The organism is Lacihabitans lacunae, from assembly GCF_042649125.1.
Taxonomy (GTDB): domain Bacteria; phylum Bacteroidota; class Bacteroidia; order Cytophagales; family Spirosomataceae; genus Leadbetterella; species Leadbetterella lacunae.
The window spans coordinates 2,872,841-2,893,096 of sequence record NZ_JBHRYQ010000001.1; the positions used below are offsets into that span (position 1 = coordinate 2,872,841).

22 protein-coding genes are annotated in these 20,256 nt (G+C 37.5%); 4 read left to right on the forward strand and 18 right to left on the reverse strand.

The genetic code is table 11. The features are described 5' to 3' along the window. Positions 1-54 precede the first annotated feature (54 nt). From porV to ACFOOI_RS12545, 3 genes are all read right to left on the reverse strand, one after another. Positions 55-1,263, reverse strand: a complete 1,209-nt coding sequence (gene porV, locus ACFOOI_RS12535) for a type IX secretion system outer membrane channel protein PorV (protein ID WP_379838322.1) — start codon at positions 1,261-1,263, stop codon at positions 55-57. 18 nt (positions 1,264-1,281) lie between these two features. Continuing rightward, the gene (gene porU / locus ACFOOI_RS12540; RefSeq protein ID WP_379838323.1) at positions 1,282-4,536 is read right to left on the reverse strand and encodes a type IX secretion system sortase PorU; all 3,255 of its coding nucleotides are present in this window, start codon (positions 4,534-4,536) and stop codon (positions 1,282-1,284) included. 155 nt (positions 4,537-4,691) lie between these two features. Next, a complete protein-coding gene (locus ACFOOI_RS12545; protein WP_379838324.1) occupies positions 4,692-5,354 on the reverse strand; it encodes a transcription elongation protein SprT in 663 nt (220 codons plus the stop codon). Positions 5,355-5,474: 120 nt separating this feature from the next. Between ACFOOI_RS12545 and ACFOOI_RS12550 the strand changes: the two genes are divergently transcribed. After that, on the forward strand, positions 5,475-5,750 hold the full coding sequence (locus ACFOOI_RS12550; protein ID WP_379838325.1) for a hypothetical protein: 276 nt from the start codon (positions 5,475-5,477) through the stop codon (positions 5,748-5,750). Positions 5,751-5,831: 81 nt separating this feature from the next. Next, on the forward strand, positions 5,832-6,530 hold the full coding sequence (locus ACFOOI_RS12555; protein WP_379838326.1) for a hypothetical protein: 699 nt from the start codon (positions 5,832-5,834) through the stop codon (positions 6,528-6,530). Here the strand turns inward: ACFOOI_RS12555 and ACFOOI_RS12560 are convergent. The 12 genes from ACFOOI_RS12560 to ACFOOI_RS12615 form a co-directional block, all read right to left on the reverse strand. Then, positions 6,525-7,091 carry an anthranilate synthase component II gene (locus ACFOOI_RS12560; protein ID WP_379838327.1) on the reverse strand — a complete coding sequence of 189 codons (567 nt, stop codon included), beginning with the start codon at positions 7,089-7,091 and terminating at the stop codon, positions 6,525-6,527. The genes ACFOOI_RS12555 and ACFOOI_RS12560 overlap by 6 nt on opposite strands. After that, entirely contained in the window at positions 7,088-7,546 is a 459-nt protein-coding gene (locus tag ACFOOI_RS12565; RefSeq protein ID WP_379838328.1) for a hypothetical protein, read from the reverse strand. The genes ACFOOI_RS12560 and ACFOOI_RS12565 overlap by 4 nt, the downstream gene beginning before the upstream one ends. 24 nt (positions 7,547-7,570) lie before the next feature. After that, on the reverse strand, positions 7,571-8,995 hold the full coding sequence (locus ACFOOI_RS12570) for an anthranilate synthase component I family protein (RefSeq protein WP_379838329.1): 1,425 nt from the start codon (positions 8,993-8,995) through the stop codon (positions 7,571-7,573). A gap of 336 nt (positions 8,996-9,331) precedes the next feature. Next, the gene (locus ACFOOI_RS12575; protein WP_379838330.1) at positions 9,332-9,943 is read right to left on the reverse strand and encodes a superoxide dismutase; all 612 of its coding nucleotides are present in this window, start codon (positions 9,941-9,943) and stop codon (positions 9,332-9,334) included. Positions 9,944-10,072: 129 nt separating this feature from the next. Next, positions 10,073-10,213, reverse strand: coding sequence for a hypothetical protein (locus ACFOOI_RS12580; protein ID WP_379838331.1), 141 nt, complete (start codon positions 10,211-10,213; stop codon positions 10,073-10,075). A 70-nt stretch (positions 10,214-10,283) separates the two neighbouring features. Then, entirely contained in the window at positions 10,284-10,745 is a 462-nt protein-coding gene (locus ACFOOI_RS12585; RefSeq protein WP_379838332.1) for a nucleoside deaminase, read from the reverse strand. A 94-nt stretch (positions 10,746-10,839) separates the two neighbouring features. Beyond that, positions 10,840-11,748 carry an ROK family protein gene (locus ACFOOI_RS12590; protein WP_379838333.1) on the reverse strand — a complete coding sequence of 303 codons (909 nt, stop codon included), beginning with the start codon at positions 11,746-11,748 and terminating at the stop codon, positions 10,840-10,842. A gap of 41 nt (positions 11,749-11,789) precedes the next feature. Beyond that, positions 11,790-12,389, reverse strand: a complete 600-nt coding sequence (gene yihA / locus ACFOOI_RS12595; RefSeq protein WP_379838334.1) for a ribosome biogenesis GTP-binding protein YihA/YsxC — start codon at positions 12,387-12,389, stop codon at positions 11,790-11,792. Between the two features lie 10 nt (positions 12,390-12,399). Next, complete coding sequence (locus ACFOOI_RS12600; protein ID WP_379838335.1) at positions 12,400-12,813, reverse strand: Fur family transcriptional regulator; 414 nt, start codon at positions 12,811-12,813, stop codon at positions 12,400-12,402. Further along, positions 12,814-14,628 (reverse strand): ABC transporter ATP-binding protein, encoded by a 1,815-nt coding sequence (locus tag ACFOOI_RS12605; protein WP_379838336.1) that lies wholly within the window; start codon positions 14,626-14,628, stop codon positions 12,814-12,816. It abuts the gene before it with no gap. Between the two features lie 4 nt (positions 14,629-14,632). Further along, a complete protein-coding gene (gene gldB, locus ACFOOI_RS12610; protein WP_379838337.1) occupies positions 14,633-15,607 on the reverse strand; it encodes a gliding motility lipoprotein GldB in 975 nt (324 codons plus the stop codon). Positions 15,608-15,686: 79 nt separating this feature from the next. After that, positions 15,687-16,745 (reverse strand): hypothetical protein, encoded by a 1,059-nt coding sequence (locus ACFOOI_RS12615; protein ID WP_379838338.1) that lies wholly within the window; start codon positions 16,743-16,745, stop codon positions 15,687-15,689. Between the two features lie 64 nt (positions 16,746-16,809). On the opposite strand from ACFOOI_RS12615, the gene ACFOOI_RS12620 reads away from it, so the two are divergent. After that, the gene (locus ACFOOI_RS12620) at positions 16,810-17,175 is read left to right on the forward strand and encodes a DUF3127 domain-containing protein (RefSeq protein WP_379838339.1); all 366 of its coding nucleotides are present in this window, start codon (positions 16,810-16,812) and stop codon (positions 17,173-17,175) included. A gap of 173 nt (positions 17,176-17,348) precedes the next feature. Here the strand turns inward: ACFOOI_RS12620 and tpiA are convergent, their stop codons facing one another. Beyond that, entirely contained in the window at positions 17,349-18,116 is a 768-nt protein-coding gene (tpiA, locus tag ACFOOI_RS12625) for a triose-phosphate isomerase (RefSeq protein WP_379838340.1), read from the reverse strand. A 215-nt stretch (positions 18,117-18,331) separates the two neighbouring features. Between tpiA and ACFOOI_RS12630 the strand changes: the two genes are divergently transcribed. Then, a complete protein-coding gene (locus ACFOOI_RS12630; RefSeq protein WP_379838341.1) occupies positions 18,332-18,733 on the forward strand; it encodes a hypothetical protein in 402 nt (133 codons plus the stop codon). A 66-nt stretch (positions 18,734-18,799) separates the two neighbouring features. Here the strand turns inward: ACFOOI_RS12630 and ACFOOI_RS12635 are convergent, their stop codons facing one another. Together ACFOOI_RS12635 and ACFOOI_RS12640 are read right to left on the reverse strand one after the other, a co-directional pair. Continuing rightward, the gene (locus tag ACFOOI_RS12635; protein ID WP_379838342.1) at positions 18,800-19,522 is read right to left on the reverse strand and encodes a YebC/PmpR family DNA-binding transcriptional regulator; all 723 of its coding nucleotides are present in this window, start codon (positions 19,520-19,522) and stop codon (positions 18,800-18,802) included. A 103-nt stretch (positions 19,523-19,625) separates the two neighbouring features. Continuing rightward, on the reverse strand, positions 19,626-20,237 hold the full coding sequence (locus ACFOOI_RS12640) for a hypothetical protein (RefSeq protein WP_379838343.1): 612 nt from the start codon (positions 20,235-20,237) through the stop codon (positions 19,626-19,628). Positions 20,238-20,256 lie beyond the last annotated feature (19 nt).

The window sequence follows — 20,256 nt, forward strand, 5'->3', positions numbered from 1 at the left end:
TTATAAAAAAAAGCCCGAAACCGGGCTTTAGAGGTAATATTGGGAAATAAAATCTTATTCTTCGTCTTCTAAATTGGCATTCTGACGTGACTTTAACAATGAGTAAGGCATTGCAAAATTAAGCGTGATTCTCCATGTATTGGCTAATGGATTGCCAGTTTTGGCAGGTATCAAATACGCCAAGTCTATATTATACGTATCTTTTAGTTTAACGCCGATACCAGTTGTGAAATACTTGCGATCTCCTTTTGACCTTGATTCGTAAAAATACCCGGCTCTTAGTGCCACCATTTCGTCGTAGTTGTATTCAGCACCAATAGAGGCCATAACTTCTCTTAGCTCTTCGGCCATACCACCTGGGGCATCGTTAAACGAGCCAATGATAGAAGGTAAAACCGCTAAATCTAACTCCGAACGATCACCTTGAGGAGTTGGCACCAATAGTTTATTGAAATCAACTAAAAACCTGAATGTATTGTGCTCATCTGGTTTGTGTGAGATCTGAGTACCCACTTTAAGATTGGCAGGAATAAAATACTCTCCGAAACCGTAATTAACTTTTCCTCCTAGATTTTGCAACCAAAGTCCATAAGAGAAATCAGTTTTATGATCTGAGTCTGAAGGTCTATTTTTGTTATAATAAATACCTAAATCTATAGCAGCAGTTTGGCCTGGCTTACCTGCAGTTCCGTTTACCACATTACTACCTACTAAGTTTGAGTTAATATACTTTAAATTTAGACCCATCGAAAAGTCAGAACTAAGTTTTTGGGCAATACCAGCAGTGAAAGACATCTCTCTTGAGTGAAATCTATCCAGATCATCGCCATTGGAGTTGGTAAACTGAATGAGCCCTTGGTCAAAATAGGTTAAACCCATAGTTAAGGCCTGCTTGTCAGATATTTTATAATACCCCGATAGGTTCATTAGTCCCATGTCTTGCACAAGGTCTCTCAGCCATGGAGCATACGAAAAACTCGCACCGTATTTATTAGGAGCAAAAGCAAGTTTGGAGGTGTTCCAATAGATGGAATTGGCGTCTGGATTAGAAGCCACACCGGCATCTCCAAGTGCAGCTGCTTTCGAATCTGGCGAAATGGTCAAAAAAGGTACTGCTGAGGTTACAACTTTGTAATCTTTGGTGATGCTTTGTGCTTGAACAAAAAACGGTAAGCTGCTTAGGAAAATCAAAAAGGCAATGTTGCTCTTTTTCATAAATGGAATATTGAGTCGAATATCGAAAAACATTATTTCAGGGTTCAAAGTAATATATTTTAATTGTCATTTCCAAAATATCATCTTGCCAGAAGCCTCAGATTTTGAGCCGTCGGAAAGAGATTTTAATACAAAACGAAAAAATAGGGGTGTATTAATATAAGTATCCCCCTCAAAATCTACGCCGAACTCAATTTTTGCGTTACAATTTTCGCAATTTAAGTCTTTTTCTAGAATTTTCTTACCTGATAAATCACCAATCCACAATTGTCCCGAAAGGTTGTCGCCTTTTCGGTTATGTAAAAACACCAAATTAGTAAAATCGGTGAATGGATTTGGATAATTCAAAAAGCTCGCAATTTCTAATTTCGGTTTCGAAATGTTAAATTCAAACGTTTCCTCATATTTATTATTATGAGTGTCATAAACTATTAAACGCACGGTATGCTTGCCCTCAGATAAGTTTCCCACGAAATAATTGATTTGCCCTTGGGTATTTTCTTTGACTAAATAAAAATAAGGCAAAGCACTAATACTCGTAGAATCATCAATAATTAACTTCATGGCGTAAGCCGGATTTACAAATCCAAAATTAAACCCGCTTTGGTCAAGTAAATCAAAAAGCAATACATTGTCTTTATCAAAAGTAAAATTAACTTGAGGGGCTTGTTTGTCAGTAACTGCCGGGTTTGCATCTGAACTAATATTTAAGCCTGAAAAACTACCATAAATCTGACCCACACTGTCCGCATCTATTCCATATAGTTTTATGCTTGCAACACCTGCACTTACATCTTTTGGAATCACAAACTCTCCCGAAAACTTACCATTTTTGACCTCTAAAACCGTTTCAGAAATTTTTAAATCTTTCTGTAAATACGCAAAAGAAGGGCCATCATCATATATTCCTAAGGTTTTTTTATTAATTGGTGGGCTAAATACCGAAACCAATACCCTGCCGTTATCAAATTCACTTACCTCGCCCGTCACATTAACTTTATTAGTAGGCTTTGCCTCAGATGCTTCTTTGCCTGCTATTTTAATCGAGGTGATTTTTACCTTATCGTTAAAAATTGGAAGTCTTAGGCTTGGGTCGCCCAAAAGGCTAAAGTTTCGGTTTATTTCTCCTTGAATAGATGCATTTTTTGTTTTCAAAAATACTTCTCCGAGCGTGTTAAATTTCTGCAAATTTTGATAGAACGCCGTGTTTATTCTTTCATTGGTAGATGAATAAACGGGCCTTGTGGTGGTCAAAAGGGCTATTGCCCCCTGATTTTGCCTTAAAATAGCCAACTCTGCACCAGACACTATCGCCGGATTATCAAACTTACCAAACTGACAAGTGGCCGTAAAAAAGATAGGCAGTCTCGGATTATTATTCCAAGAATTTATACTCCCCAAAGTAAGCAATTTCTCTTGTGCCCAACCATCTTCTGCACCATGGCCGTTATAGTTTACCAAAAAACTCCCGCTCTCTATAGTTTGGTTTAGCTTGGCAGTTGCTAAGGGAGAAACCGCCGCTAGGCCTTCGCCTTCTGCAGGAAAATCATCGAGGTAGATTTTAGAAACTTCGTATCCGCCAAAATTATCGAGGGCCAAGTCAGACAAATTTTCTGCATCTCTTTGATGAATATTAAAATCTCTATTATCTGCTACGAAAGTCAATTTCCTTTTCCAAATATTGGTATTTTCTGTGCTCGTTTCATACGCAATAATCTTGTCTACCACGCTTTTAGCTTCTAAAACGGACTTAACGGGCAAACGCCCCACTGCTATATCGAGTGTGTGATCATTTGTTTGGTTTGACCGCCAGTATCCATCCACCGAAAATCCCTCCGCCCACTCGCCTTCGTGCGGTTCCATGAAACCATAAAAATCATCTGAAGAATATGAATAAATAGGCTCCAAAGATTCTCTTGATTGATAACTGGGCACCAAGTTGTTTGTATTGATAAACGAAAAGTCATCGTTGTTTTTATAATCAAAACTTCCGTCTCCAAATAGTAGCACCGCTGTAAGCTTACCGGGAGACTTATTGAAAAAATAGCGACACGCATCTCTTATAGCCGAAGGGTCTACTTTTCCGGAGCTAAACTCATTGTAAATTTGCTCGGTAGTGACAGCGAGAGCCTCCACGTCCATTTTGGTTTTTTTATGCAACACAAACCGCTCTACCTGACTTTTAAACTTCGACGGATAAACCACCAAAAGCTGTGGACTAATATTAGATTTGATATCTTGATTTTCGAGTGTTTTAACAAAACTAGGATTAGGCACCGAAGCTAAATTAAAAACGACAACCTTAGCAAAATCAGCGTCGAAATTTAAAGAAAACTCAGCTTCGCCAGTATCCGAGCTTAAAGCCAAGTTTTTAACTAAAAATGGATTTCCAACACTCCATATTCGTGTATTTGCATTTATCCCTTTTACTTTAAAATTAGAATTCGAAACCAAATCTTGTTTTCTAAAATAAGAAAACTGCTGTTTAGTATTTAAATCGGCTAAAAACTGTTTTCCATTAAAAGAAACATAGTCTATATATGCACCTGCATTGGCTGAGTTGGCGGTTTTCAATCCATATTTGATGGTCAGCTTATCACCTTCAGGATTTATTTGATATTTAAATTTTTGGAGGTTTGAATATCGGTTATACCTCGCCAAACTGTTAGAAGGATTATACGAACTTCCGGGAAGAAGCTCTTCTTTAAACGGCTGGGAGTTAAGCGAAATAGTCATGATTTGGTCTGCCCTACCTACGCCCAAAACCTGCAGATTTATAGCTAAAGGTTGGGACTTGTCTAATTCGGGAAAATCAAAGGATTGCTCTAAGAAATTATAGAAAAAATCTCCCAGCCAGAGCCTTCCTGAGTTTAAAACATTCTTTTGCTCTTTTTCAAAAAACGTATAAAACTCTCCTTTATCGATAGCCGCATTACTTTGTTTATGATACAAAACCTCCGACATTTTATTGGTGCTTTCACAGTCTAAACAAACAAACAAATATGTGGAATCGGAGTAAGGATTAATTTGATGTTGAAACTCTGAAGTAGTTGCATCTAAAAAAACACTGTGAGCACTAGGAGCATAAAAATAAAGGGCATCGGCCGAGTCCCAAGATTGGTTATTGTCGGTATTTAAAACCGGCACAGGTTTTAGGTCAAAAACTCTTTCTGCGGCATTTGCCTGAGGCAAAACCCCTACTTGGCCCATATAAACGCCAATTTTTGCAGGATTATATTCTTTATATTTCGATACGTATTTTTTAAAAAAAGCTTGATCCAGTTTATATACCCCTCTTGGCTCACCCCTATTTTTATCCATTTCCCTTTTGCCAATACCGAGGACTGCCCCCAAGCTATTTGACAAGAAAAAAAGAAAAGAATGAGAAGTTTATTCATTATAAATTTAAAAAAAACATCATTTAAAATCGCTATTTGCTAACGAACAAAATTTATATTCGGTATCGAAAGCATCACTTAATCTACCAATTTGACTTTGGCATGACTTAAAATTGTAAAGCGTTTATTGGTTTTATCAAGCTGAACCAACGTTCGGGTTCTTCTATCTGCTATTTTCTTATATTTTTTTTGATTAAAAATAAAATCCGAACCTTCAGGTATTTGTTCTAAAACCTCCCCGTTTTCTTCAAACTCAGCAGAAGAGTCTATGCCCAAGGCGTGCATTAATGCAGGGTCTTTGGTAGATGAGGCGGCTGGGTTTTGCATGTGAACTTTCAGAACGCTAAGTATATTTTCGGGAAATACCTGCTCAGTGAGTAGTGGCTGCATAAGCTCCGTAAAACATGTTTTCCACTCAATACCGTGCGGCAAAACCTTGCGTCTGGCATACTGAATCTGTATATGTTGATGGGCGATTTCATGCACCAGTGTCACCAAAAAAGAATAAGGATTTGAATTGCCATTTACACTGATAATGTGTCTTTGGGCTTTGTAGGTATAGTTTCCTAAAACAGATTTTCGAGGCCTAGAAACCACAAAACTAAAAGGGTGCTTTTGCCATAAACTAACCACATAAGGAATGGCCTCAGTAGGAATTTTCAGTGAAAGTATTTTCTGAAAAGTATCTTCAGAAGACTCTTTTTGAGTTTTTGGTTTTTTATTTAAAAATCCGAATAGCACTGCTCTTAACTGGTTTTATATATTTACAAATATACAATTTACCGTAATATAAAATTCTATTCCTTAATTTGAATCTAAAGAATATTGCGAATAATTTTAGGCCATAAACAAAGTATAATCATGAAAAAACTAGTCCTATTTTTATTCGGAGCAGTAGCTTTAAACAGTTGTATTTCTAAAGTGGTAGACCCCTTGAGCGGTTGTGCTACATTTGCCGAAAAATACACTACAGCTTACACGGAATTCATAAATGACTACACCAATGTAAAAAAATGCGAAAATTTTATTGACGTGACAAAATCGTATCTGAAGTCTTGCGGAATATTGACAGCAGCACAAAAAAAAGAATTAGAAGATGCATATAAGGATATTGATTGCAAAAGCGTAGGTAACTAAGAAAATGGCAAAAAAATTGGTAGGTAATATTTTTGTTAGTTAATAAAAAAAATTACTAACTTAGATATAATAACCTATGTCATGAACAGTAGCAACAAAACCTCAATTTACTTTTTGGTTTATTTGATGTTGACATTTATAAAAATTCACTATCAAATAATTGAAAAAGAGTTAATACAAGTCTTTATTTTATTATGTACAAATACTCTTTTGTGGGTATATATGTTTGATAATAAAGACACCGAAACCAAAGGAATAAATTATGCAAAGCTATTTTTGGCTTTCATTACTTTAGGTGAGACTTATATTATCTTTTATAAAAACATGACCTTTCTTAGATTAGGTATGATGTTTTACTTATTTTCCAGACTTTCATTATTATTAATTATAAGTAAAGGGCTCACTAGGTTTAAACTTTACACACCATTTGATTATCTAAAGGTTTTTGGCCCTTTTGTATCCTCTTTTATCCTATGCTTTTTTACCTATAATCAATATCAGCTAGATTTCTCTCTTGTTATTTTGATAATTTCTTATGGCGTAATAGGTTCGCTTTTAGTGAGTTTTTTGTTTTACCAAAAACAAAGCTTCTCCAATATTTATTTGATAACAGCTATTCTCTTTTTTACTATTCATGATGCATTGGGAGGTTTCAGCTTCTTTAATTACAATTTCGACCCCACCTTTACTATATCCTACATATTAATTGCACTTGGCAATGGCCTCTTTGCTCTATGGTTTAAATACACATTCAAAACCTACATCAAAAGCCAATTATGATTTCATCCAGTTTTCTACCATTTTAACACCGTGTTGAGTTAAATATGCCTCCGGATGAAACTGAACGCCTCTGATATCGTAGTTTTTATGTGCCTCTGCCAATACATAGTCGTTGGCATCTTTGGCCGTTACTTTAAGGTCAGATGGCATAGAGTTTTCTAAAACAGTCCATGAGTGATACCTACAAACATCAAACTTTTGTGGAATACCTTTAAATAGCAACTCCTCTGAATCTGTCACCAAACACTCGGTAGTAACACCATGAAGAACCTCGCCCATGTTTAAAAGCTGCGAACCAAAAGCCTCTGCTATGGCTTGGTGACCCAAACATACACCAAAAATACTTTTTGAAGTCTTATATTCAGCCAAAAGATCCATCATGATACCGGCCTCTTCAGGAATTCCAGGCCCTGGCGAAAGCATTATTTTATCGTAGTTTTTTACGGCCTCTACCGATATTTTATCATTTCTAAACACGTCAACTTTTGCCCCAAGGTCTTTGAGGATATATACCAAATTGTATACAAATGAGTCGTAATTATCTAATACTAATATATTCATTGCTTACTTGTTTTTTGTTTTCCAATTTCCGTCATAGCGAAATCTTGGCTTCTTGTCATTGTTTTTATTAATTCGGCCTTTTTAAATCTTAAGGCACTCCAGTCGGCATCTACCGCCACCATTCTGACGGGTTCGTAGCCCAGCTTGCCTAACACCTGCCAACCATTGTCTCTGTTAAACTCACACTTATATTTCTTAGAGCTTCCTTTTGGATAACAAAACCAAAACAAAGCGTCGGGTGTCAAAATATTATCCAATGCGGTTGCATATTTTTCAACTTCATCAAGTTTCGTGCAAAAAATCAAACAAAATGGTACTGCCTCACTTAGGTCTTCTTTAAGAATACGCACATCAACTCCTAACTCATCCCAAAGGACATCTAAGTCTTGGGGAGCGTTAAAAACCACTAGTTTTTGCTGGGTCTTGAGGTTTAGTTTTTTTAATAAAGCATGCATAACTTTTATAGGTTTAAACTGAAACTATATATCTTCTGCCATTTCTATGGCTTTTCTTAGTGCTCCAAGTTTTAGGTGAATCTCGTTCATCTCGGTATCTATGTCTGACTTGGCCACTACGCCCATACCTGCTTGATAAAACAACGTATTGTTTTTGCTCAAAAATGTACGGATAGCGATAGCATGATTAAAGTTTCCTTTAAAATCCATGAAACCAATGGCTCCTCCGTAAATACTCCTATTAGTTGGCTCCATTTTATTTATCAAACTCATGGCCATGTGTTTCGGCGAACCCGAAAGTGTTCCAGCAGGGAAAGTATCGGCCACAAGTTGCAGCGGATTGGTACCTGCGGTCATTTGTCCGGTTACTTTCGACACCAAGTGGATTACGTGGCTGTAAAACTGCACTTCTTTAAAAATATTAACCTCCACATGATCTGAACTTCTCGAAAGGTCATTTCTAGCTAAATCGACCAACATTACATGCTCCGCTGATTCTTTTGGATCTGCGTGCAGTGCCTTTGCTAATTCCGTATCTTTTTCGTCGTCGCCGGTTCTTCTAAACGTTCCCGCTATCGGGTGAATCTCCGCCACTCCGTCTTTAATATATATTTGCTTTTCGGGACTTGAACCAAAAATATGGTAGTCGCCACCGTCAAAATAAAACAAATAAGGCGACGGATTGATGCTTCTCAATGCTCGGTACACGTTAAAATCGTCACCGGTAAAAGCTTTGGAGAACCTACGAGAAGGCACTATTTGAAATACATCGCCACGTAAACAATGGTTGATACACTGCTGCACCACTTTACGCATTTCGGGGTCGGTAAAGTTGGTTTGCTCCTCACCTACCACCTCAAATTTAGAAGACGTTCTTTTCGGATTTTTAACAAAAAACTCTAATGTTTCTAATCCGTCGGCTTTGAAAGCCGGCTCTTGGTTTTCAGGAGCATAGGCATGCTCAAATAGGTAAAGCTCGTCTTTGAAATGGTTAATAGCCACTACGTATCTATATACCCGATATAAAATCTGAGGAATGGCCGTCTCTTCTGACTTTTCCTGAATATCTATGTCTTCAAAATAAGCTACAGAGTCATAGGTGATGTGCCCAAAAAGCCCATTCGAAATAAAATTATGGGGATTTTCATCTAATGGCTGAAAACGAGAGGCAAATTTTTGCAAAGCAGCTACTGCGTCTTTTGGGTTTTCTAAGGTAAACTCTTCTTTTGACCCGTCTGGAAATAGTTGCGAAACTACTTTATTATCAAGCTGAAAGGAAGCAATGGGATCACACGCGATATAGCTGAAGCTATTGTGCATGGCATGATAATCTGCACTTTCCAATATTACCGAAAGTGGAAACTGCTCCCTGATTCTTAAAAAAATACTTACTGGTGTGAGGGTGTCTGACAAAAGTCTTTTGCTCCTAGTCGAAATCTTAAAATTCATTATAATGTTTTTTTTAAATAATTAGAAAATAAAAAATGTTTTGGGTCAAATTTTACTTTCGGAGCAATCCACTACGACAAAAAAAATCGGCTTGCCGTAGTTGAACAGCAAGCCGAAAAATATGTTTATAAACACATAGCATGACCGATGCTCAACTCAAAAGAGAAGAACGCCACCAACCGTTGTTTGCTATATTGTTTTGAAAATTCATATCGCAAATGTAATGATGAATTTTAAAATTAAAAATGATTGCATGGAATTAATTACAAACCCCACAAAAAAGCATAAAAAAAGCCCGACAGAAGCCGGGCCAAACAAATCTCTAAAACAAAAATATTATTTCGCTGCTGCAAATCTCTCCGCAACGCCGTTCCAGTTTACAATATTCCAGAAAGTTTCGATATAGTCAGGGCGTTTGTTTTGGAACTTCAAATAGTATGCATGCTCCCAAACGTCTAGTCCTAAAATTGGCGTTCCTTTCACCTCTGCGATGTCCATTAATGGATTGTCTTGATTTGGAGTAGAAGTAACAGCCAAAGAGCCGTCTTCCTTAACTACTAACCAAGCCCATCCTGAACCAAAACGAGTAGCACCAGCGGCTTTGAAAGCAGCTTTAAACTCATCTACAGAACCAAAAGCTGCTTCGATTGCAGTTTTAAGCTCACCTGAAAGCTCACCGCCAGTTCCGGCTGGAGCTAATATATTCCAAAATAAATCGTGATTGTAATGTCCACCGCCATTATTTCTAACTGCTGGAGAAGCTGAGCTAATGTTGCTCAAAATTTCTTCGATAGTTTTTCCTTCTAAATCAGTACCAGCCACAGCGGCATTAAGATTAGTTACATATGCATTGTGATGACGATCATGGTGTATTTCCATAGTCATTGCGTCAAAATGTGGTTCTAATGCGTTGTTCGCGTAAGGTAAAGGTGCTAATGTAAAAGCCATAATGTTAATTTTGTTTACTGTTTAAAAACGATACTTAATCATTAAACATAAGATTGAATAAAACTGTTCGCAAGGCAGTAATATTTTTTGAAATAACTGTCAAATAAACAATTAACTAAATCAAGACTTTCATTTTTCTAAATCTTCTAGAGGCACTTTTTCTTCTATTTTTTGGGTGGGTTTCGCTGTATTGATTTTATAAACCAAATACCCAATGCCAATCAAAAAATGAAGGATAACTACAGCCGCGATGATATAAGGTAGTGTCATTTTTTTATTTCAAAATTCTAAAACTTAAAGGAGTTTATCAATGACTTTTATCACAAACCCCAAAAAGTGCTTATTCTCTTAATTTTTTAAAAAACTCTTTTAATAGGTACTCCGACTCATATTCTAAAACTCCACTTACGATATCTTTTTTGGGGTGAATAATAGGTGGAGACTGCATTGAAAAGCCTTTTTTCTTATCAAAAGCTCCGAAAACCACACGGTCAATCTGTGACCAAGCGATGGCTCCCGCACACATTACACATGGCTCGAGTGTAACATAGAGCGTGCATTCTCTTAGATACTTGGCTCCAAGATAATTAGACGCGGCCGTAATGGCCAATATCTCGGCGTGAGCCGTAATGTCATGTAGCAGTTCGGTTTGGTTAGAGCCCTTCCCTATTATCTTTTTGTCTTCAGACACCACCAATGCCCCAACAGGAATTTCGCCTCTCTCAAAGGCATCAGCAGCAAGCTGTAGGGCTTTCTGCATAAAATATTCGTGCGAAAAAATTGGATATGTGACTCTTTTCATGCGACAAAAACTTTAAATCAAATCTTTCTTTACATCAAAAAAGCCCTGAAACTTCAGAGCTTTTATATATTTTTAAACTAAATAAACAGTATTTTTAGAAACAAAGACTAGCCGCACCTAAAAGGCCCGCATCGTTTGCCAAAGTAGCCCTTTTAACCAAAAGTGTTTTTAGATAGTAAGGCGTCAACCAATAGCTTAACTGACGGTTTACGGCTGGCATAATGTAGTCAAATGAAGCAGACAAACCTCCGCCAATTAGTATGGTGGTGATATCTAAAATACGAATCATAGAAACCAACCCATCGCCTAACATAACGCCAACTTCGTCAAAAATAGCAAGAGCCAACTCGTCTCCGTCTGCTGCTGCTGCCACCAACCCTGTAGTAGAGATAGTTCCATCGCTTGCCAATTGGGTAGTTCCTTTATAGGCTGCTCGCATAGATGTAGCTAAATCCAACAATTCGTTTTTGCCGATATTACGCTCCAAAACTTTACCATTTTTAGAGGGCATGTGACCCGGCTCCATGGCGTTTCCGCCACCGCCTTTAAATACCAATTTATCTATAATGGCCGCCCCACCTACGCCTGTGCCGAGTGTTACGAAAATATAATCTTCTGGCAGTTTTTCTTCTCCAAAATAATACTCACCTAGAGCTGCTGCGTTAGCATCATTTTCTAAATAAAAATCACAATCAGCAAAACGCTTTTTCAGCATTGGGATTATCGGTGTCCCATCTATTTCAGGAATTGCTGTAATTTCCACGAGGCTATTTCTATCTCTAGTAATAAGGCCAGGCACACCAATACCCACCTTTTTCACTTCCGGGTTTTCTTTCAATTGCACTGCAATGGCATCGCCGAGGTTATCTACAAAATGACCCGAAGTTCTCCATTTACCTGTATCGTGGCTATAAAAATTGGTAATGTTTCCATTCTCCGCATTTACGATTCCCATCTTTACATTAGTGCCTCCTACGTCAATCCCCAAATATTCTGTTGCCATTCTTAGATATATTAAAATTTTTGCAAATATACTTTAATTTATTAAATATCAGCTTCGAAAATTTCACCTAGAAGCCCTAATAGTTCCACTTTGCCTGTTCTACGCTCAGCTGAGGTGATAAAATATTCTGGAATAATAGCCCAATCTGCTGTTAAAGCCTCTCTAAATGCATTGATATTTTTCTGACCTTCTAAGGTTTTCACCTTATCTGCCTTTGTAAAAATAATTTTTATTGGAATATCACTTTGCCCTAACTTCTTCACAAAATCCAAATCTATCTTTTGTGGCGGTATACGCATGTCAATCAATACAAAAACGTACATCAGGTTTACTCTGTTAAGCAAGTAATCCCATGTCATTTTTTCCCACTTGGCTTTTTCAGAAAGTGGCACTTTGGCAAACCCATACCCCGGTAAATCCACGAGATACCATTTGTCGTCAACAATAAAGTGATTAATCAACTGAGTTTTTCCTGGCGTAGACGAGGTCTTGGCCATGTTTTTTATCCCAGTAAGCATATTTATTAGCGAAGACTTACCCACATTTGATCTCCCAATAAATGCCACTTCAGGCAGATTGGCTGGCGGGCATTTTTCATAATTTGCAGAGCTTTTTAAAAACTTCGCTTCTTTTATTTTCATAGTGTTAATTTTAGCTGCACTTTGGGCAGGTACCCTGCACAAGCACATTTACGTCTTTTCTAGAATAACCCGAAGGCAAGTCTATGTTTGGTATCGATACTTTTTCTAAGCAAGTGGTATCGCCACAATCTGAGCATTTAAAATGGATATGATCGTGCTTATGCTCCTCAGTAGAGCAGTGATGTGTACACAAAGCGTACTTAACTCCTCCTTGATCATCTAATATTTTATGCAAAATTCCTTTGTCTACAAAAGTCTTGAGGGTTCTATAAATCGTAACCCTATCGTAGCCGTCTTCTAAAATTGTTTCTAAATCGCCGTGCGACAAAGCCGCCTCTCTGCCTAGAAAGCCATTGAGAATATGCTCGCGAGTTTCGGTATGCCGAAGCTCAAACCTTTTGAGTATGTCTACAGAAACCTCCATTTATATGATTTCTAAACTTGCGTTTTCGAATTGCATTTTTATCAAATTTGCATAAATCCCGTCATTTTTCAAAATTAGGTCTTCATGTTTGCCACTTTCGGTAATTTGGCCGTCTTTGAGCACACATATCTTATCTACATTGCGAATAGTAGAAAGTCTGTGAGCAATAATTATCGATGTACGGTCTTTCATAAGCTCGTCTAAGGCACTTTGCACCAGTTTTTCTGATTCAGAATCGAGAGCCGAAGTGGCTTCGTCTAAAAGCAAAATTGCTGGGTTTTTCAAAATAGCCCTTGCGATGGCGATACGCTGACGCTGCCCACCCGAAAGTTTCACGCCTCTTTCTCCTACAATAGTATCGAATCTTTCTGGAAACTTCTCGATAAATTCCATGGCATTTGCACGCTTGGCGGCATCTTCTATCTCTACCAATGTAGCACCAGGCTTACCATAAGCTATATTTTCTAAAATGCTTCCGCCAAAAAGAATTACTTCTTGAGGCACAATGGCTAAATTTTGTCTGAGCTCTGTTACATTTTGATCCGAAATATCTTTTCCGTCAATCGTGATTTTACCTGACTGAAGCGTATAAAACTTCATTAGTAACTGTACTATGGTAGACTTACCCGCACCAGAAGCACCTACCAAGGCTACTTTTTGACCAGCAGCAACTTGCAGGTTAAAACCTTTCAAAACCTCCACATCGGGTCTCGATGGATAGGCGAAATCGATATTTTCAAACGAAATATCACCTGTAATTTTTTGAACGTTTATTTCTGCATCTAAGTCTACTTCTGACTTTTCTTCTAATATCTCAAGGATTCGCTCTGACGCTCCGATGGTACGTTGAAGCTGAGCATATAACTCGCCCAAGCCACTCAGTGAACCTCCCACAAATATGGTTAAGGTCAAAAACGTGATTAAGTCTGCAATTAAAATTTCTTTTTCAATAACTAAATTTCCACCAAACCAAATCACAAGCACGATACCTCCAAAAAGGCCCACGATAAAAAACGTAATAAAACCTCCACGCAAAGTAGCAGCCTTAAGGGCCAAAACAACCGACTCTGAAATAGTCTTACTGAAACGCTTCGATTCTAATTTTTCGTTGGTAAATGCCTTCACTATAGAAACCGACTGTAGGGTTTCTTCTACTATAACGTTTGCTTCTGCTAATTTTTCTTGTACTTTTTTAGATAATACTCGAATGTATCTACCAAAAACTATCGCTGCTATAACGATAATAGGAAAAGTAGCGAGCATAAACAAAGTCAGTTTCCAAGAGATATAAATCAAAATACCGATACCGATAATCAACGTGGCTATCTGTCTGAAAAACTCAGCAAGCGTGGTAGACAAAACCGCCTGAAAAGCCGAAACATCCGAAGTGATTCTACTTAAAAGATCCCCTACTCTGTTGTTTTCAAAAAACGAAATCGGGGTAGTGATAAACTTGTCATAGATTTTTTTTCGTAAATCAGCCGAAGTTTTTTCACTCACTATAGAGAAAAAATAAACCCTGAAAAATGAGAATATTCCTTGCAAAACCAGAATTGCACCAAAAAAAATAGCCACCTGATTGATGGAATATTCAGATTTACCTTCCATTACTTTGGTCATTTCTCCTATCAAAATTGGAAACATCATGGTGGTAGCTGTAGACAATACCAAAAATACCATTCCGACTATAAAAATCCCTTTGTATGGCAGTGTGTATTTAAACAAATCCATGGCCTTTTTGAGGCCCTCCTTACTTAGTTTACGTTTATCTTTTGGTGCTACATCGTTCCAAAACTCACTCTTTCCTTTTGCCATAAAATTAATCTTCTAACTGTCCTCTATATTTTGATTCATTAAAAATCTGAAGAGCATTTTCATTTGCCATCAGTTCTTGAAACGTCGCATTGGTGTTTTCGGTTCGATATTTCTTCACGATCCTCCAGCCTAACCATTGGCCTACTCTGCCTGGGCATTCGGGCCCAATCTCCACTACCGCAGGCCGCTCACCAAAATACTTTTCTTTCACACCTACGTTCTCAGTGTACAATAAGTTTTTTTCTACCAAATGTGCCCAAATTAAATCCTGAGCATTCCATGTGTCTTGTAACACTTTTTCAGGATAACCCACTATTAACGAATCCGGAGTATCGGGCATCATGGTTTTGGTAAACTCCAGCGACTTCCCAAAAAATATCATGTCAGCCATAAAACTCTGATCACTTGTGGACACTTTGTTATAACTATTTGATAAAAAACGAATAATTGTTGGCACCAAATACTCAGGCGAATATCTCCTTAAAATATAATCGGGCTGATCAGGTCTGTAAAGTGCCTTTGGTCCAATAAAAGCCTCCAATGCAACTATAATCAATGTATCTGAAACAAACATGTCGTTTTCGAGACCCGTAAAAGTTGTCATGATACGCGGCTCTTTAAACTCCGGATAGTAGTGTTTGATGTGCTTAAAGGCGGTACCAAACTGAGCTTTAAGCTCCGAAAGGTCGCCAAACACCTGCTGCCCTTGCTCGTATAGTTTACGGGTTTCGGGGTGTTTTACTAAACCATAAATATGAGAAACAAACGCCGTATCTTCGGGAAAAGCCCTGTATAATGACTTAACATAAACTTCGTTTTCCTTCAAAAGTTTTGTCAACTCTTCTTTGTCTTTGACGGCCATCAGTTTTTGTTCAAACCGATCTATTTCTACCGTAACCGGAATATCCGAAACATTGTCAGAATTACAGGCCGATAAGCCGGCAAGAGAAACAATTAATACCAAAAAATATAAACGCATATTCATTTCTAAAATAATAATTTGGGTGCAAATTTAGACATAAAATATTTTTTTCCTTCGAAAAAAGCCACATTAGCCTCTATATATGTTTTGAAGTGCTACAGTTTTCAAAAAACGACAGGTATTCTAATAGTATAGCGTTTTCATGCAAATCTGATTTCCAATATATGTGAGTCAACGAAGATGCGGCTATTTTAGAAAAAAAAGACGAATTAAATTTTGCCTCAAATGGTCCCAAAGGTGCTCCTATGAAACTATAAAAACCCGTTTGCCAATCTAGCGGTATAGCGATTTTAGATCTTTCAATCCCCCATTTTATAAGTGAGGTTTCGAGCAATACAATATTTAAAAACACGCTTTCCTTTAAAATCTGCTCTTTTGTTTTCTCAATTAAAATTTCTTTTAGCTCATTAAAATACCCCAAATTGTCATTTTCCATAAATCTGGCGTAGTGGTACAGTATAAGTGGAACATTTGCATAATGCCTCGCCGCCCAAAATGGCTGATAGAAAATCCTACTTGAAACAACTTCTTGTTTTAGAAAAAGTATGGTATTGTCTACAATTTCACCCGAAAGTTCGTGGTGTTTTTGAAATAAAGTGAGGAGATTTAGCAACGCACAGACGTCTATATCCGCTGGCATATTTTTGCCAAACCAAGTTGAAAACACCCTTTTGGGTTGAGAATTAAGACTTACGGTCACAGCATGACTTTCTGCCAATTGCTTTAATTGAGACACTTCTTGCTTGGGTTTGTTAGTGCTCAAAAAAACCAAAGCGGTGTCATCGATATCGTCTGCTAATCTGAAATGGTCGAACCGGTGCATTAGGCAGCCATTTGGAAAGTGCCTACTTGGCTTGGTTTTATAGAAGTTATAGGTTTCTCTGTCGTCTTTGTTTTTATATGCCTCAAAAAAAGTATTCAACTTTAAAATTTGGGATAAAAGTCTTTCTTGTTGTTCCAAATTTAGTCGAGGGGCACTTTGACTAAGCAACAAAGCGGCACTGGCCAAAGCAAAAAGATTATCGTCATTTCTTTGGTATGCCCACCTGTTGTTAAACCTTATTGATGAAGCACTTAGGCCTTTGGCTAAATTATTTAGCAAGTCGTCTGTTTGAGAAATAATTCGGCTTATCATTTTTTAAACGGCCCAATGCCCCTATATTTGTAATCGTTTTTCACAAATATAAATAATATTAGAGATGGAAGTTTCTGGAACTATAAAAGTTATCAATGCAGAGCAGCAAGTAAGTGCTAAGTTTAAAAAAAGAGAATTGGTGGTCACAACTGATGAGCAATACCCTCAGGACATCATGATTGAGTTCACACAAGACAAATGTGACTTATTAAACAGCTATGCAGTAGGTGATGGTGTAAAAGTTTCTATTAACTTAAGAGGTAGAGAGTGGGTAAGCCCACAAGGCGAGACCAGATACTTTAATAGTATTCAAGGATGGAGAATTGAGAAATCATCAGAAGGAGGTGACTCGGCAGCTAGCTATGCAGCACCTGCGGCACCAACTCCAGTTCCTGCGGCTTTAGAAGGAGAAGACGATCTTCCTTTTTAATTAGAAAATTAAAAAACGCATTATTATATCAAAAGCACCTTTCGAGGTGTTTTTTTTATGTCTTAAAATGAATCATTATAAACAACCAAAGTTTAAACTCTTAGTTGATAAAAACCAAAAAGGCCAAAACTCGAAAATTTTGACCTTTTTAATTATAGATAATAAGCTAATTATTAAGCTGGAAACGACTTAGAAATATCTGTAAAATCTCTTGATTTAAGAGATGCTCCACCTACAAGACCTCCATCTACATCTGGTTGAGAAAATAGCTCCACTGCATTGCCTGCACCTACGCTACCACCATAAAGTATAGAAATTTCATCTGCAACTTCTTGTCCGTATTTAGACGCCAAGTGATCGCGAAGTACTTTGTGCATTTCTTGAGCCTGAGCCGAAGAAGCCGTCACACCTGTACCGATAGCCCAGATTGGCTCGTATGCGATAACCACTTTTTTTATAGCATCTGCAGACAAATGGAAAAGTCCGTTAGTTAACTGACCCGACACGAAATCAAAATGGATACCCGCTTCTCTTTGAGAAAGAGTTTCTCCACAGCAGAAAATCGGAGTTAAACCTTCAGCCAAAATAGCATCAACTTTTTCAGCAATGAACGCATCTGACTCACCAAAATACTCACGACGCTCAGAGTGACCGATGATTACATATGTAACACCTACCGACTTAAGCATAGAAACCGAAACCTCGCCCGTGTAAGCTCCTGAAGGCTTTGGGTGACAATTTTGAGCAGCTAATGCTACTTTTGGCGTATTTATCAATTTGCTAAATGAACTCAAATAAGGAAACGGAACTCCAAGTACAACTTGTACATTAGGATTAGTTAGCTCATCGCCTACCATGTTTACCACTTCTGACAACAATATTTGACCTTCTTCAAAGGTTTTGTTCATTTTCCAGTTGCCTGCTGCGTATTTTTTTCTCATAAAATATGTTAAAATTTTTCTACCACAAAGATAGAGTTTTGAAAGGAATGATTGCTAAAAGTAGGATTAATATTCATTTTAGATTGAAAAATAACCCAAAAAGCAAATATAATTCCCTTTTAATTAAAAATCTGAGCCTTGAATATAAATCTAGCTGAATAAACCTTTTATGATTTGTGAGGTCAAAGAACCGAAACAAAACAAATAACAACAACATGAAAAAGTTAATAATTTTAATGGGTTTAGGCTTAGCAGTTAGCACAGCCACTATTGCACAAAACAAAAAAGATTTTGACCCTCAGAAGCGAGCAGAAAAAATGAGTTTGAAGCAAAAAGAGGAATTAAAACTGGACGATCAGCAATATGCAAAGGTTTTAAAACTAAACACTGAAAAAGCAACCGCCATGCACAAAGAACGTATGGAAATGCAAGAAAAAAGAAAGGCTGAAAGAGAGCAGTATGACAAGTCGCTAAAGGGGATTTTGAGCAAAGACCAATATGCGAGCTTAGAAGCTAAAAGAGCAGAACACAAAGAAAAAATGAAGGGAGAAATGAAAAATAGAAAAGGCAAAAAAGGCCATATGCCACGAAAGAGAATGAATCCTGACAATAACTAAAACTACGAAAAAAGGCCTTCAAGCGAAACTTGAAGGCCTTTTTATTAATATTCAAGAAATAGATGATTAAGCAATCACCATATTGTGATAGACGTTTTGAACGTCGTCATCTTCATCTAATTTTTCTAGTAACTTATCTAAATCCGCAGCTTCTTCTTCTGACAGTTTTTTAGTATCTGTAGGAATCCTCTCAAAGTCGGCATGCAAAAGCTCAAAGTTTTTCTCCTCCAAAAACTTCTGAATAGCTCCATAAGAAGTAAACTCACCGTAAATATTGATTTGGTTGTTTTCTTCATCTAAAAACACATCGTCAGCACCGAAATCAATTAACTCAAACTCAAGCTCTTCAAGGTTGATATCTTCTGTGTTGGCTATTTTGAAAATACATTTTCTCTCAAAAATAAAATCCAACATGCCGTTAGTACCTAGGCTACCGTTGCACTTCGTGAAGTAACTTCTTACATTAGCTACAGTACGGTTATTGTTATCTGTGGTGCATTCTACCAAAACCGCTACGCCATGCATTCCGTATCCTTCAAGGACCATCTCCTTGTAGTCTTCTTGGTCTTTCGAAGATGCTTTTTTGATCGCATTTTCTACATTGACTTTAGGCATATTTGCCGCTTTGGCGTTTTGGATGACCGCTCTCAAACGTGAGTTGGTACCCGGATCAGGCCCGCCTGACTTAACCGCCATTACGATATCTTTACCAATACGTGTGAAGACTTTGGCCATTGAGCTCCAACGCTTCATTTTACGTGCTTTCCTAAATTCAAATGCTCTTCCCATATTTTTTATGAAGTTTCAAGCCGCGAAATTAATTAAATTCAAAATTCATTCATAATGACAGACAAAAAAATCTTCAAATTATTATTAAAAAATAACCTTAACCTTAATTCTGTCTTGGATTATATGGCAAAGACCTTATCAATTGATCTACTGTTCGGGTGGCCAAATACTGCGGAGAGTCCATTCGGTTACTAATAGTTTGAAAATCAGACTGCACCCAAAGCGGAAAATTAGAGGATCCATCGTATAAACTTAGGCTCGATTTCATCCCGTTTCGCGAAGTCATGCCCCACTCCATGGTAGACTCACCCCACAATACAGCATCTACCATTAATATTCTGGCCAACTGGTCTTTATTCATAGTGGCTAGTTGCGAAAACCGGATTCCTTCCCTTTCCAGTGTTTTGTTTGTAGTGATAAAATCCTGAACGGTTATTCCTAAATGTTTCTTTTCGGCTCGCTTACTCAGATTCAGAAAAGCGGTTTTCTGCATATCCAAACCCGCCACTCGCTCTTGCTCTCTCCAATTATTAGCATTCGACCTGGCATTCAATCTCTTATAGTTGTCATCAAAAGATACTTTAAAAGGCAAAATGGCAACACGAGTATGATTAGCCAAGGCTTCTGCAGCACCTTCTGCCAAAAATGGCTGTGTGGTTTTACAAGCCTGAAAACTAATCAAAACAGCGAGAACTACTAATATTTTGAATTTCATGAAAGTGAATTTTATGGTT

Bases quoted from the DNA above. Each gene is read 5' to 3' on its own strand.
- ACFOOI_RS12630 (WP_379838341.1), top strand. From the start codon at position 18,332: ATGAAAAAGTTAATAATTTTAATGGGTTTAGGCTTAGCAGTTAGCACA.
- ACFOOI_RS12570 (WP_379838329.1), bottom strand. From the start codon at position 8,995: ATGAATTTTAAGATTTCGACTAGGAGCAAAAGACTTTTGTCAGACACC.
- ACFOOI_RS12640 (WP_379838343.1), bottom strand. From the start codon at position 20,237: ATGAAATTCAAAATATTAGTAGTTCTCGCTGTTTTGATTAGTTTTCAG.
- ACFOOI_RS12585 (WP_379838332.1), bottom strand. From the start codon at position 10,745: ATGAAAAGAGTCACATATCCAATTTTTTCGCACGAATATTTTATGCAG.
- ACFOOI_RS12620 (WP_379838339.1), top strand. From the start codon at position 16,810: ATGGAAGTTTCTGGAACTATAAAAGTTATCAATGCAGAGCAGCAAGTA.
- ACFOOI_RS12635 (WP_379838342.1), bottom strand. From the start codon at position 19,522: ATGGGAAGAGCATTTGAATTTAGGAAAGCACGTAAAATGAAGCGTTGG.
- tpiA (WP_379838340.1), bottom strand. From the start codon at position 18,116: ATGAGAAAAAAATACGCAGCAGGCAACTGGAAAATGAACAAAACCTTT.
- yihA (WP_379838334.1), bottom strand. From the start codon at position 12,389: ATGAAAATAAAAGAAGCGAAGTTTTTAAAAAGCTCTGCAAATTATGAA.
- ACFOOI_RS12550 (WP_379838325.1), top strand. From the start codon at position 5,475: ATGAAAAAACTAGTCCTATTTTTATTCGGAGCAGTAGCTTTAAACAGT.
- ACFOOI_RS12575 (WP_379838330.1), bottom strand. From the start codon at position 9,943: ATGGCTTTTACATTAGCACCTTTACCTTACGCGAACAACGCATTAGAA.
- ACFOOI_RS12560 (WP_379838327.1), bottom strand. From the start codon at position 7,091: ATGAATATATTAGTATTAGATAATTACGACTCATTTGTATACAATTTG.
- ACFOOI_RS12605 (WP_379838336.1), bottom strand. From the start codon at position 14,628: ATGGCAAAAGGAAAGAGTGAGTTTTGGAACGATGTAGCACCAAAAGAT.
- ACFOOI_RS12555 (WP_379838326.1), top strand. From the start codon at position 5,832: ATGAACAGTAGCAACAAAACCTCAATTTACTTTTTGGTTTATTTGATG.
- ACFOOI_RS12600 (WP_379838335.1), bottom strand. From the start codon at position 12,813: ATGGAGGTTTCTGTAGACATACTCAAAAGGTTTGAGCTTCGGCATACC.
- gldB (WP_379838337.1), bottom strand. From the start codon at position 15,607: ATGCGTTTATATTTTTTGGTATTAATTGTTTCTCTTGCCGGCTTATCG.
- porU (WP_379838323.1), bottom strand. From the start codon at position 4,536: ATGGATAAAAATAGGGGTGAGCCAAGAGGGGTATATAAACTGGATCAA.
- ACFOOI_RS12580 (WP_379838331.1), bottom strand. From the start codon at position 10,213: ATGACACTACCTTATATCATCGCGGCTGTAGTTATCCTTCATTTTTTG.
- ACFOOI_RS12565 (WP_379838328.1), bottom strand. From the start codon at position 7,546: ATGCATGCTTTATTAAAAAAACTAAACCTCAAGACCCAGCAAAAACTA.
- ACFOOI_RS12590 (WP_379838333.1), bottom strand. From the start codon at position 11,748: ATGGCAACAGAATATTTGGGGATTGACGTAGGAGGCACTAATGTAAAG.
- ACFOOI_RS12615 (WP_379838338.1), bottom strand. From the start codon at position 16,745: ATGATAAGCCGAATTATTTCTCAAACAGACGACTTGCTAAATAATTTA.